The following is a 12459-nucleotide window of genomic DNA, read 5'->3' on the forward strand; positions in this document are numbered from 1 at the left end:
GGTCTCCGTGAGGGTCATTCGCCGGACTCGGTCATCGGGTTGAGGGTCGGGGCCTCCACCGTGACGTCGTCCAGCGCCCATTCAGACATGATCCGGTCGTACTCCCCGTTCTCGAAGATGCCCTCGAAGGCGGCGAGCATGGCCGGGGCGAGCTCGTTGTCCTTGGGCAGGAACATGGCCAGCTGGTCCACGCCGGCGCCCTGCTCGTCCGTCTGGACGAGGTACTCGAAGGTGCCCTCGTTCTGGGACTGGAAGTCGATGGCGGCGGTCTGGGTGGTGCCGGCGAAGTCCGCGCGGTCGGACTGCAGGGCGAGGAAGGTGGAGTTGGTGTCCTCCAGGCCGATGAACTCGGGGGCCTCCAGCCCCTCGCCCTCGCACCACTCGGTGTAGTGCTCCAGCTGGCTCTCGGTGACGGAGCCGGTGACGCCGGCCACGCGGGCCCCGCAGACGGCCTCCGGGTTGCCGAGCTCGTCCTGGCGCTCGGCCAGGAAAAGGTAGGAGGTGCGGGTGGTCATCCAGACCACGGCGTCGAAGTCCTCCTCGCGCTCCGGGGTGGTGCGGACCGGGCCGTTGAAGGCGTCGTAGCGGCCGGAGAGCATGCCGGTGAGCATGGCATCCAGTCCGGAGGAGGTCTGGATGGCGAAGGGCACGCCGAGCTGTTCCGCGAGGGCGGCCTGGATGTCCGGGTCGATCCCGGTGATCTCGCCGCTCTCCTCGATGGTCCGGTAGGGCGGGTGGGTGTCGCCGGCGATGTTGATGACCCCGGCGTCCTGGATGGCCTGCGGCAGCTGGTCGTACACCGGGGCCTCGGTGTTGACCTCGCCGGTGGTGGCCTCGGTGGCCCCGCCCGAACCGGGGCTGGCTTCCCCGCCGGTGTCACCGCCTCCGGCGGAGCAGGACACGAGGGTGAGGGCGGCCAGGCCGGCCAGGGCTGCGGTGCTGAGACGGCTGAGCTTCATGGTGATCTCCCGGGTGAGTGAGGTGCATCACGGATGGAATGTTCGATGACAATATCATGTGGCTTGATATTAATCAGTAGTCGATTCCCTCGTGAATGGCGAATCAGGGGTGATCGCCGGACATCCTCTATTGTTCAGAACCTCAAGGGAAAATGGGGACAGGCGTACGGCAGCCGGGATGCGTGGCATCGTGGGAGCATGCATCAATGTCCCAGGGCGGGCTCTGCCCACCCGACCGTCGTCTGGTGATGCGCAGGTACGCGGCCCTCGGAGTTCTCCTGGCCGTGGGGTTGACGGGCTGCACCGTCGAGGAAGCAGAGGCCCCGCCCCCCGCCGAGTCTGAATACTCCGACCCTGCCGTCAACCGGCCGGAAGCCCGGCAATCAGACGTCCTCGCCCAGCTGGAGACCGTGGCTGTGAAGGGCCGGGCGCCCCGGACGGGGTATGACCGCGACCATTTCGGCCGCGGGTGGAAGGACCCGGACCGGAACGGGTGCGACGCCCGCAACGACATCCTGCGCCGCGACCTCGAGGATGCCGTGGCGAAGCCCGGGACGCAGGGCTGCGTGATCCTCTCGGGCCACCTCGAGGATCCCTTCACCGGGGAGATCATCGAGTTCGTCCGCGGGCAGGACACCAGCACCGAGGTGCAGATCGACCACGTCGTCGCACTGTCCGACGCCTGGCAGAAGGGGGCCCAACTCATGGACCCGGACGAGCGGGTCGAGTTCGCCAACGACCCACTCAACCTCCTCGCGGTGGACGGGCCCACCAACTCGGCCAAGGGCGACGGCGACGCCGCGACCTGGCTGCCGCCGAACCGCGGGTTCCGGTGTGACTACGTAGCCCGCCAGACGGCCGTCAAGGTCAAGTACGAGCTGTGGGTGACCTCGGCTGAGCGGGACGCGATCCGCCGGATCGTCACGACGCAGTGCCCTGAATAGTCCATGCCGCGGGGCAGGCCGGCATGGGCCCATGAGGCTGGGAGGGACAGGAGGGGGCGCATCAGGGACGGGGCGCGGTCGGTAGGGTGATCGGATGACATGTGAGCGACACCCGAGGCGGTTCACCTCCGATCCCCGTCCGGGCCGGAATCCCCGCCCGTGTCTGCTGCAGCCATGAGTGCGGTGCAGCCCTCCCGCAACGTGCCTCGCGCTGCATGGATCATGGCCCGCGCGTTCACTCCCCACGCCCTGTTCGCACCGCTGGCGCTGCCTTGGACCCTGCTGTCGGTGATCTCCGGCGCCCTGCGCCGCGGGCTGTTCCTGGATCGGACCCGCACCGGCATGGTGCTCCTGTACCGCTCGGATCCCCTCCTCGACGTGCTCCTGGTGCTGCCCATCATGGGCGTGATCTTCGGCATCAGCCTCACGGTCCCGGTGCTGCTCTTCCTCCTGTTCCCCGGCCTGTGGACGCTGCTCACGATCCTCGGGGCGCCCGTGGTGCTGTTCCTCGGGGCCTTGTTCCTGCTGCCCCGCGGGGGAGGGGCAATGTCCCCGTTCGGTGCTGAAACCCCTGCCGGACCGCGATGGGAGCTCGCCGGCCTGGCGCAGCTTCCCGGCACCCGTCTGACCGGAATCCAGCTCGCCCGGCGGGTGGTCAGCCAGGTCCCGCCGGCTGGGGCGGTGGTCGGTGCGACCGCCGGCACGCAGGCGCTGTACCGGCAGTACCTGCGCCACGGTTTCCATCCCGGGGCCAAGCACCGCGTGTACAAGGTCATCGGTGGACCACCACGCCCCGCAGGCCCCGTCGAGTCCTAGCTGCTCACCACGCCGATCAGCGCCATCAAGAGACCCAGCACCGCCACCAGCGAGACCACCGCGGCAAGTGCCCACTCACGGCGTGAACCGGTGGGGCCCAGGACCGGCACCTTCATCCGCCCGCCGCTGCTCCACAGCTCCTTGACCACCGGAATTCTGGTGAGAGCCCGCGGTGGCTTCAGGGCGGCGGGCCAGAGCAGGTTGCAGCCGCCGTCCGTGAGCATGTCCCCGGCCACATGCGCCACCGCACCCAGGGCCACGGCCGCCACGAAGAGCCCACCCTGATCACCCATCCCCACGGATACGAGGGCACCCAGGGGCACGGCCACCAGCCACGGGACCCTCCGGGCGCGGTCCGGCACGAACTTCAGGACCTTAATCGCGAAGGAGGCCAGCAGCACGGTCCCCAGCCCGGCGCCGAGCTGCAGGGTTCCCGTGGTGGTGGGCATCGCCAGCAGGGACAGCAGCCAGGCGAGCAGGGTGAAGGCGGCCAGCCCCAGCAGCGAGTGGGTGCCGTTGCGGTGCCCGCCGGCCACCGCGCCCACCACCCTGCAGATCCACTCGGACACCGGCGGCAGGGAGTGCGCGATCGAGGCGTTGCGGTGGTCGGCATCCGGCAACAGGGCGGCGCCGGCGGCGACGACGGCGCCGGTGAGGACCCCCAGATCCGTGATCCCGTCCAGCAGCCCGAAGCCCAGCGGGATCGCTTCGGGCAGCACCAGCACAGAATCTGAACCGAAGGGCCCGACGCCGGCCAGCGGCCCGAGCGGGACCGTATAGTCCGCGGCGAGCAGCACCCAGGCCGCCGCCCCGCAGGCGGCATGGTGCGGTCCCATCATGGGTGGGGTTCCCTCCGGTCAGGTGTGGTGGTGGACAGCTATCCATCAGACCACGGTCCGCGGACAGGATAAGGGTGGACTCCATGCCATGATCGGAGGATGAGACCGGCATCACCACGCCGTGCCGGCCCGCCACCTCAAGGAGTCGCTCCATGGCACAGGACATCACCGTCGAGCTGCAGGACGCCGTCCTCACCGTCACCCTGAACCGCCCTGCGAAGAAGAACGCGCTGACGGAGGAGATGTACGGCCTGCTCGCCGAGGCGATCGAGCGTGCGGAGGACGACCCGCAGGTCAGGGTGGTGCTGCTCCGTGCCGAGGGGGACCTCTTCAGCGCCGGCAACGACATCGCGGACTTCTCCCGCCTGGCCGCCCAGATCACCGAGCAGACCGCCGACCACCCGCCCGCCGGGACCTCGGGCACCCCGGCCGAGGGGCCGGCGTCGGGCGTCACGGCACAGATGGCCGTGTGGCGGTTCCTCCATGCACTGGCGGCCAGCACCACGCCGATCGTCGCCGCGGTGCAGGGCAAGGCCGTGGGGGTGGGGACCACCATGCTGTTGCACGCCGACTACGTGATCCTGGCCGAGGGAGCCACCCTCATCACCCCGTTCGTGGACCTCGCCCTCGTGCCGGAGGCCGCCTCCACCGTGCTGCTGCCCCAGCGCATCGGCCACGCGCGCGCCTTCGGGATGTTCGCGCTCGCCGAGCCGCTCTCCGCCGAGGACGCCGTGGCCTCGGGCCTGGCGAACCGGCTGGTCCCGGCGGCGGAACTGCACGAGACGGCGCAGCAGGTGGCCGCCACCCTGGCCGCCAAGCCGCCGGGGTCGCTCGCCGCCACCAAGCGCCTGATGCGGGACGCGGAGGGATTGACCGCCGTCATCGACCACGAGGTGGCCGTGTTCGCCGGGCGACTGGGCAGCCCGGAGGCCCGCGAGGCCTTCACCGCCTTCGCCGAACGGCGGACACCGGACTACTCCCGGTTCAGCTGACCACGGACCACACGCCACCCGACCACGAGGAGATCCCATGACCGAGAACACCACCGCATCTGCCGCCCGCCCCGACTCCGAACGGTCCCTCGCCGGCCTCACCATCCTGATGTCCGGCGGCAGCCGCGGCATCGGGCTGGCCATCGCCCTGCGAGCCGCGCGGGACGGGGCGAACGTGGCCCTGCTGGCCAAGACGTCCGAGCCGCACCCGAAGCTCGAGGGCACCGTGTATTCGGCGGCGGAGGCCATTGAGGAGGCCGGCGGGCAGGCGCTGGCGATCGTCGGGGATGTGCGCGACGACGGCTCGGTCGCCGATGCGGTCGCCCGCACCGCGGAGCGCTTCGGCGGGATCGACGTGGTGGTCAACAACGCCAGCGCCATCGACCTGTCCGGCACCGCCGAGCTGCCGATGAAAAAGTACGACCTGATGCAGGACATCAATACGCGGGGCTCGTTCCTGCTGGCCAAGACGGCGCTGCCCTGGCTGGAGACGTCCCGGGCTGCCCACATCCTGACGCTGAGCCCGCCGCTGAACCTCAACTCGCAGTGGGCCGGGCGGCACCTGGGCTACACGATCGCCAAGTACGGGATGTCCCTGGTGACCCTCGGGCTGGCCGAGGAGCTGCGCGGGCAGTCGATCGCCGCAAACAGCCTGTGGCCGCGGACCACCATCGCCACGGCGGCCGTGCGCAACCTGCTCGGTGGGGAGCAGATGGCGGCCCGCTCCCGTACCCCGGAGATTATGGCCGATGCCGCCTGGGAGATCCTCACGCGGGACCCGGTGGAGTGCACGGGGAACTTCTTCCTCGACGACGAGGTGCTCGCCGAGGCCGGGATCACCGACCTCTCGGTCTACGGTGGTCCGGCGGAGACCCTGGAGCGGGACCTGTTCCTGGACGGGTAGTCAGGTTGAGGGCCGTGAGAGGCGGGGGCGCTCGACGGCCGGCATCTCGACGAACCACTCAACTTCGGTGCTGTGTAGGCCGGCAGCAATCGCGGTGGCGGTCTCTCGCCATGAGGTCAGTTCGGCGATGGCCAAGTGAGGTTGTTCTGTAGAGAACGATGCTCGGGCAGCGTCGAGAATCTGCTGCGCACAGGTGTTCCTGTCCTCCTCAGTGAGGGCCAGCATCCAGGGAAAGAGCTTCGTCATTCGTTCCGCGAGCGTGCCGTTGGAGTCGGTAGCGGCCGCGATGAGCTGGGCGGCGAGTTCCAAGAGCTTCCGCCGCGCTTGATCGTGGCTGTCCGTCATCAAGACGAGAGACTCTCCATCGCGCCGCGTGACTGTGACTGGATGGTCTGAAGCAGCTGCGAAGACCTCCGCAGAAGCGCGGCTGAGATCTGAAGACTTGAATTCAGTTTGGGGTGGAAGGAGAGTGGGCATGCTCGAATCATAGTTCAGAACATGATCTGAATACAGTGTGAGGCCGCTGAACTTGAACCCGCAGTGGGCCGGCCGGCACCCGGGCTAGACGATCGCCAAGCACGATGGCGGGGGCTGTGCTTGGGACAGGCCGCGGTCAACCCTCCAGATTCAGCACGATCGACTTGGTCTGCAGGTACTCGTTCAGCCCCTCGGGGCCATTCTCCCGGCCCCAGCCGGAGGCCTTGACGCCGCCAAAGGGGACCGCCGGGTCCATGAGGCCCCAGCCGTTGATCCAGATGATGCCGGCCTTCAGGCGCGAGGCCACCCGCTGGCCCTTCACCGCGTCGCCGGTCTGGACGCCTCCGGCCAGGCCGTAGGCCGTGCCGTTCGCCACCGCGATGACCTCCTCCTCGGTGTCGAAGGGCTGCACCGTGAGGACCGGCCCGAAGACCTCGCGCGCCACCGCCGGATGGTCCTCCCGCACGTCCACCAGGACCGTGGCCGGATAGAAGTACCCCGGCCGCTCGGGATCGGGATTCCCGCCGACGAGCAGCCGCGCACCGGCGGCCACCGTCTCCGAGACCAGGGCCGAGACCCGGTCGAACTGCTTCCGGCTGATCAGGGGGCCGAAGACCGATTCCGGGCGGGTGATGTCACCCCAGGGGATGCTGGAAACGGCCTGCGGCAGCCGTGCGAGGACCTCCTCGTACACCGGACGTTCGACGTACAGCCGGGAGCCGGCCATGCAGAACTGTCCCGCGTTGAAGACGAACGACTGGATCACCGTGTCGATGGCGCGGTCCAGGTCCGCATCCGCGAACAGGATGTTCGCCGAGTTCCCGCCCAGTTCGGAGACGACCGGCCGCAGGTTCCTCCCGGCCTGGCCGGCCACACGGGCACCCACCTCGGTGGAACCGGTGAAGGCCACCTTGTCGACCTCCGGGTGCCCCACGAGGTGGTCGCCCAGTTCGGACCCGACGCCCGTGACGACGTTGAAGACGCCGTCCGGGACGCCCGCCTCCTGGAGGATCTCGGCCATCTTCAGCGAGGACAGCGGGGTGTCGTCGGCGGGCTTGAGCACCACGGAGTTGCCGGCGGCCAGGGCCGGGGCGACCTTGGACGTGGAGAGGATCAGGGGGAAGTTGAACGGCGTGATGGCCGCGACGACGCCCAGTGGCTCCCGCTGCACCGTGGCGAGGACGTGCCCCGGGGTCTGGCGGACGGAGCCGTCGAGCTGCTGGGCCAACATCCCGTAGTACTCGAAGGTCTCGGCCGCACCGTTCACGTCGACGGCCGTGGCCATGGCGATCGGCTTGCCGGCGTCCTGGCTCTCAATCCGCCCCAGTTCCTCGGAGCGCTCCCGCATCAGGCGGCCGACCTCGAGCAGGATCCGGGCCCGTTCACGCCCGGGCAGTCCCGACCACACCCCGGAGTCGAAGGCGGCGCGGGCGGCGGTGACGGCGGCGTCCACATCCGCGATGGTGGCGCGGGCGACGTCCGTCAGCTTCTCCCCGGTGGCGGGTGCCTCGACCGCCATGAGCCCGGACCCGGTGGCATCTCGCCATTGCCCGCCGATGAAGAGCCGGCCGGTGGGGAAGGGGTTCTCGCTGACGTGCGGTGAGGTTTCGGTGACGGTCATGGTGGCGTCCTTCGCGATGGTGGCGGGTGGTGGCGCGCAGGGGAGGGTGGGCTGCGCTCAGTGCTTGATGAGCCCTCGGATGTTCTTGCCGGCCTTCAAGTCCTCGTAACCCTGGTTGACGTCCCCCAGGTCGTAGGTCCGGGTGATCAGGGCGTCGAGGACCAGCTGTCCCTGCTGGTAGAGGAAGAGCAGGCGCGGGATGTCATAGGTGGGGTTGCAGTCGCCGAAGAGGGTGCCGCGTAGCGTCTTCTTGAACAGCGCAAGGATGGTTCCGGGGACAGTGACGGAGGTGTCCTCGAGGACTCCCATGCTGGTGACCACCGCGGTCCCACCCTTGCGGATGGCCTCGAAGGCCGCCGACGTCACCGACTCCTCGAGGTGTCCCACGGTCACGATCGCCTTGTCCGCGCCGACGCCGAGGGTGAGGTCCCGGGCCAGCTCGGCCGCCTCGGCGGCCTCTGCGACCGCGTGGGTGGCCCCCAGTTGCATGGCGGTCTCCCTCTTGAACGGCTCGGGATCCACGGCGATGATGTTCGCGGCCCCCGCATGGCGGGCCCCCTGGACGGCGTTGGAGCCGATCCCGCCGATCCCGTAGACGATCACGGTCTCACCGGCGCGGACGTCGGCGGCGTAGACCGCTGAGCCCCACCCCGAGGGGACGCCGCAGCTGACCAGGGCGGCCTTGTCCAGGGGGATGTCCTTCGGGATGGGGACCACCGAGTTCTGGTGGACGACCCCGTACTCGCTGAATGTGCCCAAGGAGTTCATGCCGCCGTACTGGCCGTGCTCCCCGGTGAAGACGAAGCGGTCCCCTGGCAGGTTGCCCACCAGGGCGTTCGCGCCCAGATCGCACAGGGCCTGCTGGCCGGTGGCGCACCAGCGGCACGTGCCGCAGTTGGGGATGAAGGAGCAGACCACGTGGTCGCCCTCCCGGACCCGCGTCACCCCCGGCCCGACCTTCTGGACGACAGCCGAGCCCTCGTGTCCGCCGACGAGGGGCAATCGTGCCTCGGAGTCGCCTTGCAGGATGTGGAGGTCGGAGTGGCACAGTCCCGAGTAGGCGTATCGGAGCAGGACCTCTCCGGGGCCGGGCTCGGAGAGGTCGAGCTCCTCGATCCGGAAGCCCTTGCCGGGTTCCACGATGACGGCGGCTTGGGTCTTCACATTTTCTCCTGGTGGGTCACATGACGTTCAGGCGCACTCCATGCACAGCCGCTGGAATGTGACCCGTATCACTGTGGACCCTAGGGAGGTGTAGTGGAGGGGGCAATGGCACTTTCACCTGGAAGAACGGAAGTCCTGTCCTCATCCCAATGACTCGAGCAGCTCGGCGCACGCCTGCTCGCACCGGCGGCACGCCTCGGCGCAGACCGTGCAGTGCGCGTGCATCTCGGCATGCTGGCCGCACTCATCGGCGCACACCCGGCACGCGGTCCGGCAGGCCTCGAGCAGGGCGCGGGTGGTCTCGGCATTGTTGCCGGTCTGGCGGGAGAGGACCCGGCCCGTGGCTGCGCAGAGGTCTGCGCAGTCCAGGTTGAACCGGATGCACTGCCGGAGGTCGGCGACGTTGTCCTCGGCCAGGCAGGCGTCCGCACAAGCGGTGCAGGTCTGGGCGCACTCGAAACACGCCTCGATGCACTGGGCCAGCTTCTCTCGGTCGATCGTGCCCAAGTCCTTCGGATAGGTCTCGAGCATCGAACTCACGTGATGGGTCATGACATCCTCCTTGGACGGGCCAGGTCGGTCGGCGTGATGAAACGATCGGTGGTGGCAACGCCTCGGCGGACGCTCAGAACAGTCCGGCGATCGAGCCGGCGATCCAGAAGCCGACGAAGACCAGGACCAGGACCAGCAGGGCCACCAGCCAGGCCTTGTTCTTGGCACCGACGCCTCGCTGGTCCTTGTCGAGCTCGTTGTTGGTGGGCTCCGCGCTGGTGCCCTCGGCTGGCGGGGTGTCCCCGTCGATGCTGTGGCCCGACGTCTCACGGGTGGCCTCGGCCGGGTTCTTGGAATGGCCTCGGGTCTCTTCGGGGTCGATGGTTGACACGGCTACCTGCCTCTTGCGGTCGGTCGTTCAGGGCGTGCGTACGCACAGGCTAACAAGGCCTCCGGCCTGCAGAGAGGGTAGGTCTGCGGTGCCTTTGAAGCACGACCCGCGGCCCAATGGCACCCAGATGCCTCCGGCCCATGACAGGCCGCGAGACCCGACTGACGCTGATTCCTGCCGCGGTAAGAGGTGACGCTGGCGTCAGGCGCGCAGTTGCTCTGCGGTAACGGGTCCGCTCGTGAGTGCCGCGAAAGCGGGGTCGGCATCTGGAGAAGGGCTCTTGAGCCGGTCCGGGTCCCACTTGATGAGGGTGGCGGTGAGGAAACCGACGAACGGCACGGCGGCCATGGCGACGATCGCGCCGGAGGTACCCAACCAGGCCTGCAGCAGCGGGAACAGGAACAGGCCCGCGGCCGCGCCGATGTTGCAGAAGGTGGTGGAGACGCCCATGCCCAGTCCGCGGAGGTGGCTCGGATACGCCAGTGCGGACAGGGCCGCACCGCCCGGGGCCGCCAGGCCTGAGTGGAAGAGGATAAACAAGGACGGCAGCAGGATGGCCACCGCCAGGGGAGCGGACTCGAGCGTGAGCCCGAAGACGACGAGGATCACCGCGCAGGCGGCGAAGCCGAGCTGGACGGCACCGCGGATGCGTAACCGGGACGCCAGCCCGGCTGCGGCGAAACCACCGACGATGCCCAGGACGTTGAACGCCGCGGCCCCGAGCGTGGCTCCCGCGAAGCTCTCTCCGAACAGGGTCAGGGCGATGATCGGTAGGTACCAGCCGATTGCGTAGTACTGGCAGGCTTCCGCGACCCAGGCGACGTTGGCCAGGATGGTGCGCCGCAGGTAGGGCGGGCGGAACAGCGTGGCCAGCCGGCCGGCGTCGTGCTGGGTCGTCTCGGTCGCCGCGCTGTCCGGGGCGGCGGTGACCTCGGCGCCGGGGAACTCGTACATCCGCTGCAGGGCGGCGGCGGCCTGGGCGTACCGGCCCTTGGAGGCCAGCCACCGCGGGGACTCCACCAGCACGGCCCGCTGGGAGACGAGGAGCGCCAGTGCGACGACGGCGCAGCTGCCCAGCAACCAGCGCCAGATCGAGGTGCCGACCCCGAGGTGGTAGATGCCGAAGGTGAAGAGCAGGTTGGTGGTGGTGGCCACATACCACATGCCCTGCCAGCGGTTGAGCTTGCTCTGGTGCCGTGCCGGCAGGAACTCGGAGATATAGGTCAGCAGCGCTCCGAAGTCCATGGCCCAGGCCACGCCGGCGAGCACGCGGGAGAGGATGAGGATCTCAAAGCTGCCCGCGGACAGTCCGATCACCATGGCGACCAGGGCGAAGGCCTTGGCTGCCAGGAGGATGTTCAGCCGCCCGAACTTGTCCGCCAGGCCTCCGGCGAAGGGGCAGACGAAGATCGCCACGAACATGTAGGTGCTCGTCACCAGGGAGACCTGGACGGGGCTCAGGCCCAACTCGCGGGTCAGCGGATCGAGACCGGAGGCGAGGGCCGCACCGGCGTAGGCCTCGAAGAACACCCCACCCAGGCCGAGGATCCACACCCACTTCATGGCCGGCCGGGTGCGGCCGATGTCCAGGCCGTGGACCACGGATGCCTCGGAGTCGATTCTCAGTGTGGACGTGCTCATGGCCTGTCTTCCCTACCTTGGCTCGCGTCTTGCCCGCACCAGTGGGCTGCGGGCCGAATCCTCACCTGGGGCACCCCACACGTGCGGAGGGTTGCCGGCCACGGAACCAGGGTTCGCTGTGTGTGGCACTCGTGATTCGCCGCCGACGCTATCGGCGGGGCGGGCCCGGGGCATGCCGGCGGTCTTGGTCCGTCATCCTGGCGGTGTTTGAGCCGATCACCCGGGTGCAGGGGACGGAGATGACGCCGTGAGACGCAGGGTGGCCTGCCAGGTTCTCCAGGACCTCAGCCCGCCGGCGCCTCCAGGGCCGCCTCGATCGCGCTGCGCATCTTCTCCGGTCCGGTGGCTGGCGCGAAACGCTCGATGACCCGCCCGTCCCGGCCGATGAGGAACTTGGTGAAGTTCCACTTGATGGCCCCGCCGAGCAGCCCGGAGGTCTCCTTGCGCAGCCAGCCGAATAGGGGGTGGGAGCCGGAGCCGTTGACGTCCACCTTGGCGAACATGGGGAAGTCGACCCCGTAGTTCAGCTGGCAGAACTCGCTGGCCTCGGCGTCCGTGCCGGGTTCCTGGTTCGCGAACTGGTTGCAGGGGAAGCCCAGCACCACCAGACCCCGGTCCTGGTACTCGGCGTAGAGCTCCTGCAGGCCCTCGTACTGGGGCGTCAGGCCGCACTTGCTGGCGGTGTTGACCACCACGGCCACCTGTCCGGCGTAGTCGGCGAGCGGCTGCTCCTGGCCGGCCACGGTGGGGGCGGCGAAATCGTACAGCGTGGGCATCAGTCCTGCACCACGTTCACGTGGACATCGATGTTGCCGCGGGTGGCGTTGGAATACGGGCACACCTGGTGGGCCTGGTCGGCGAGCTCCTGGGCCTGCTCGGCCGACAGGTTCGGCACCACCACCTCGAGGGTGACCTCGAGGCCGAAGCCGCCGGCGTCGTTGGGACCGATGCCCACGCGGGCACCCACGCTGGACTCGCCCAGGTCTGCCTTGGCCTTGCGGGCCACCATCTGCAGGGCGGAGTGGAAGCAGGCCGCGAAGCCGGCGGCGAAGAGCTGCTCGGGGTTGGCGCCGTCACCGGAGCCGCCCATCTCCTGCGGGACAGCCAGGTCCAGGCTGATGGTGCCGTCCGCGGTCTGGGTGCGGCCGTCGCGGCCGCCTCCGGTGGCCAGGGCCTCGGCGGTGTAGATGGTCTGCATGGTGGTCTCCTTCGGGTCGGG

General features: G+C 69.2%; 14 protein-coding genes and 1 riboswitch. Of the genes, 4 read left to right on the forward strand and 10 right to left on the reverse strand.

Going from position 1 to position 12459, the window contains the following annotated elements:
- Positions 1 to 14 precede the first annotated feature (14 nt).
- Positions 15 to 959 carry a transporter substrate-binding domain-containing protein gene (locus AB0K08_RS01875; protein ID WP_363351081.1) on the reverse strand — a complete coding sequence of 315 codons (945 nt, stop codon included), beginning with the start codon at positions 957 to 959 and terminating at the stop codon, positions 15 to 17.
- Positions 960 to 1165: 206 nt separating this feature from the next.
- Between AB0K08_RS01875 and AB0K08_RS01880 the strand changes: the two genes are divergently transcribed.
- Together AB0K08_RS01880 and AB0K08_RS01885 are read left to right on the forward strand one after the other, a co-directional pair.
- Positions 1166 to 1903: an HNH endonuclease family protein gene (locus AB0K08_RS01880; protein WP_363351083.1), complete on the forward strand. Its 738-nt coding sequence runs from the start codon at positions 1166 to 1168 to the stop codon at positions 1901 to 1903.
- A 174-nt stretch (positions 1904 to 2077) separates the two neighbouring features.
- Positions 2078 to 2719: a hypothetical protein gene (locus tag AB0K08_RS01885; RefSeq protein ID WP_363351085.1), complete on the forward strand. Its 642-nt coding sequence runs from the start codon at positions 2078 to 2080 to the stop codon at positions 2717 to 2719.
- On the opposite strand, the gene AB0K08_RS01890 is transcribed toward AB0K08_RS01885, so the two are convergent.
- Complete coding sequence (locus AB0K08_RS01890) at positions 2716 to 3558, reverse strand: metal-dependent hydrolase (RefSeq protein ID WP_363351086.1); 843 nt, start codon at positions 3556 to 3558, stop codon at positions 2716 to 2718. The genes AB0K08_RS01885 and AB0K08_RS01890 overlap by 4 nt on opposite strands.
- 152 nt (positions 3559 to 3710) lie before the next feature.
- On the opposite strand from AB0K08_RS01890, the gene AB0K08_RS01895 reads away from it, so the two are divergent.
- Both AB0K08_RS01895 and AB0K08_RS01900 read left to right on the forward strand, forming a co-directional pair.
- Positions 3711 to 4550, forward strand: a complete 840-nt coding sequence (locus tag AB0K08_RS01895) for an enoyl-CoA hydratase (RefSeq protein ID WP_363351088.1) — start codon at positions 3711 to 3713, stop codon at positions 4548 to 4550.
- 37 nt (positions 4551 to 4587) lie between these two features.
- Positions 4588 to 5454 carry an NAD(P)-dependent oxidoreductase gene (locus tag AB0K08_RS01900; RefSeq protein ID WP_363351090.1) on the forward strand — a complete coding sequence of 289 codons (867 nt, stop codon included), beginning with the start codon at positions 4588 to 4590 and terminating at the stop codon, positions 5452 to 5454.
- On the opposite strand, the gene AB0K08_RS01905 is transcribed toward AB0K08_RS01900, so the two are convergent.
- The 8 genes from AB0K08_RS01905 to AB0K08_RS01940 all read right to left on the reverse strand — a co-directional run bounded on the left by AB0K08_RS01905 (position 5455) and on the right by AB0K08_RS01940 (position 12438).
- Positions 5455 to 5931 (reverse strand): prevent-host-death protein, encoded by a 477-nt coding sequence (locus AB0K08_RS01905; RefSeq protein WP_363351092.1) that lies wholly within the window; start codon positions 5929 to 5931, stop codon positions 5455 to 5457.
- Between the two features lie 136 nt (positions 5932 to 6067).
- Complete coding sequence (locus AB0K08_RS01910) at positions 6068 to 7552, reverse strand: aldehyde dehydrogenase family protein (RefSeq protein ID WP_363351094.1); 1485 nt, start codon at positions 7550 to 7552, stop codon at positions 6068 to 6070.
- A 57-nt stretch (positions 7553 to 7609) separates the two neighbouring features.
- On the reverse strand, positions 7610 to 8716 hold the full coding sequence (locus AB0K08_RS01915) for an NDMA-dependent alcohol dehydrogenase (RefSeq protein WP_363351096.1): 1107 nt from the start codon (positions 8714 to 8716) through the stop codon (positions 7610 to 7612).
- A 141-nt stretch (positions 8717 to 8857) separates the two neighbouring features.
- Complete coding sequence (locus AB0K08_RS01920) at positions 8858 to 9268, reverse strand: four-helix bundle copper-binding protein (protein WP_363351098.1); 411 nt, start codon at positions 9266 to 9268, stop codon at positions 8858 to 8860.
- Positions 9269 to 9341: 73 nt separating this feature from the next.
- A complete protein-coding gene (locus tag AB0K08_RS01925) occupies positions 9342 to 9599 on the reverse strand; it encodes a DUF6480 family protein (RefSeq protein ID WP_363351100.1) in 258 nt (85 codons plus the stop codon).
- 201 nt (positions 9600 to 9800) lie between these two features.
- The gene (locus tag AB0K08_RS01930; protein WP_363351102.1) at positions 9801 to 11240 is read right to left on the reverse strand and encodes an MFS transporter; all 1440 of its coding nucleotides are present in this window, start codon (positions 11238 to 11240) and stop codon (positions 9801 to 9803) included.
- Positions 11241 to 11260: 20 nt separating this feature from the next.
- A riboswitch (SAM riboswitch) is annotated at positions 11261 to 11377 on the reverse strand.
- Between the two features lie 147 nt (positions 11378 to 11524).
- Positions 11525 to 12016 (reverse strand): glutathione peroxidase, encoded by a 492-nt coding sequence (locus AB0K08_RS01935; protein WP_363351104.1) that lies wholly within the window; start codon positions 12014 to 12016, stop codon positions 11525 to 11527.
- Positions 12016 to 12438, reverse strand: a complete 423-nt coding sequence (locus AB0K08_RS01940; RefSeq protein ID WP_363351107.1) for an organic hydroperoxide resistance protein — start codon at positions 12436 to 12438, stop codon at positions 12016 to 12018. The genes AB0K08_RS01935 and AB0K08_RS01940 overlap by 1 nt, the downstream gene beginning before the upstream one ends.
- Positions 12439 to 12459 lie beyond the last annotated feature (21 nt).

The organism is Citricoccus sp. NPDC055426 (assembly GCF_040677445.1).
Classification (GTDB): Bacteria; Actinomycetota; Actinomycetes; order Actinomycetales; family Micrococcaceae; genus Citricoccus.

Excerpts from the sequence above, each read along its gene's own strand:
- AB0K08_RS01875 (WP_363351081.1), bottom strand. The coding sequence starts at position 959 with ATGAAGCTCAGCCGTCTCAGCACCGCAGCCCTGGCCGGCCTGGCCGCC.
- AB0K08_RS01880 (WP_363351083.1), top strand. The coding sequence starts at position 1,166 with ATGTCCCAGGGCGGGCTCTGCCCACCCGACCGTCGTCTGGTGATGCGC.
- AB0K08_RS01885 (WP_363351085.1), top strand. The coding sequence starts at position 2,078 with ATGAGTGCGGTGCAGCCCTCCCGCAACGTGCCTCGCGCTGCATGGATC.
- AB0K08_RS01890 (WP_363351086.1), bottom strand. The coding sequence starts at position 3,558 with ATGATGGGACCGCACCATGCCGCCTGCGGGGCGGCGGCCTGGGTGCTG.
- AB0K08_RS01895 (WP_363351088.1), top strand. The coding sequence starts at position 3,711 with ATGGCACAGGACATCACCGTCGAGCTGCAGGACGCCGTCCTCACCGTC.
- AB0K08_RS01900 (WP_363351090.1), top strand. The coding sequence starts at position 4,588 with ATGACCGAGAACACCACCGCATCTGCCGCCCGCCCCGACTCCGAACGG.
- AB0K08_RS01905 (WP_363351092.1), bottom strand. The coding sequence starts at position 5,931 with ATGCCCACTCTCCTTCCACCCCAAACTGAATTCAAGTCTTCAGATCTC.
- AB0K08_RS01910 (WP_363351094.1), bottom strand. The coding sequence starts at position 7,552 with ATGACCGTCACCGAAACCTCACCGCACGTCAGCGAGAACCCCTTCCCC.
- AB0K08_RS01920 (WP_363351098.1), bottom strand. The coding sequence starts at position 9,268 with ATGACCCATCACGTGAGTTCGATGCTCGAGACCTATCCGAAGGACTTG.
- AB0K08_RS01930 (WP_363351102.1), bottom strand. The coding sequence starts at position 11,240 with ATGAGCACGTCCACACTGAGAATCGACTCCGAGGCATCCGTGGTCCAC.
- AB0K08_RS01935 (WP_363351104.1), bottom strand. The coding sequence starts at position 12,016 with ATGCCCACGCTGTACGATTTCGCCGCCCCCACCGTGGCCGGCCAGGAG.
- AB0K08_RS01940 (WP_363351107.1), bottom strand. The coding sequence starts at position 12,438 with ATGCAGACCATCTACACCGCCGAGGCCCTGGCCACCGGAGGCGGCCGC.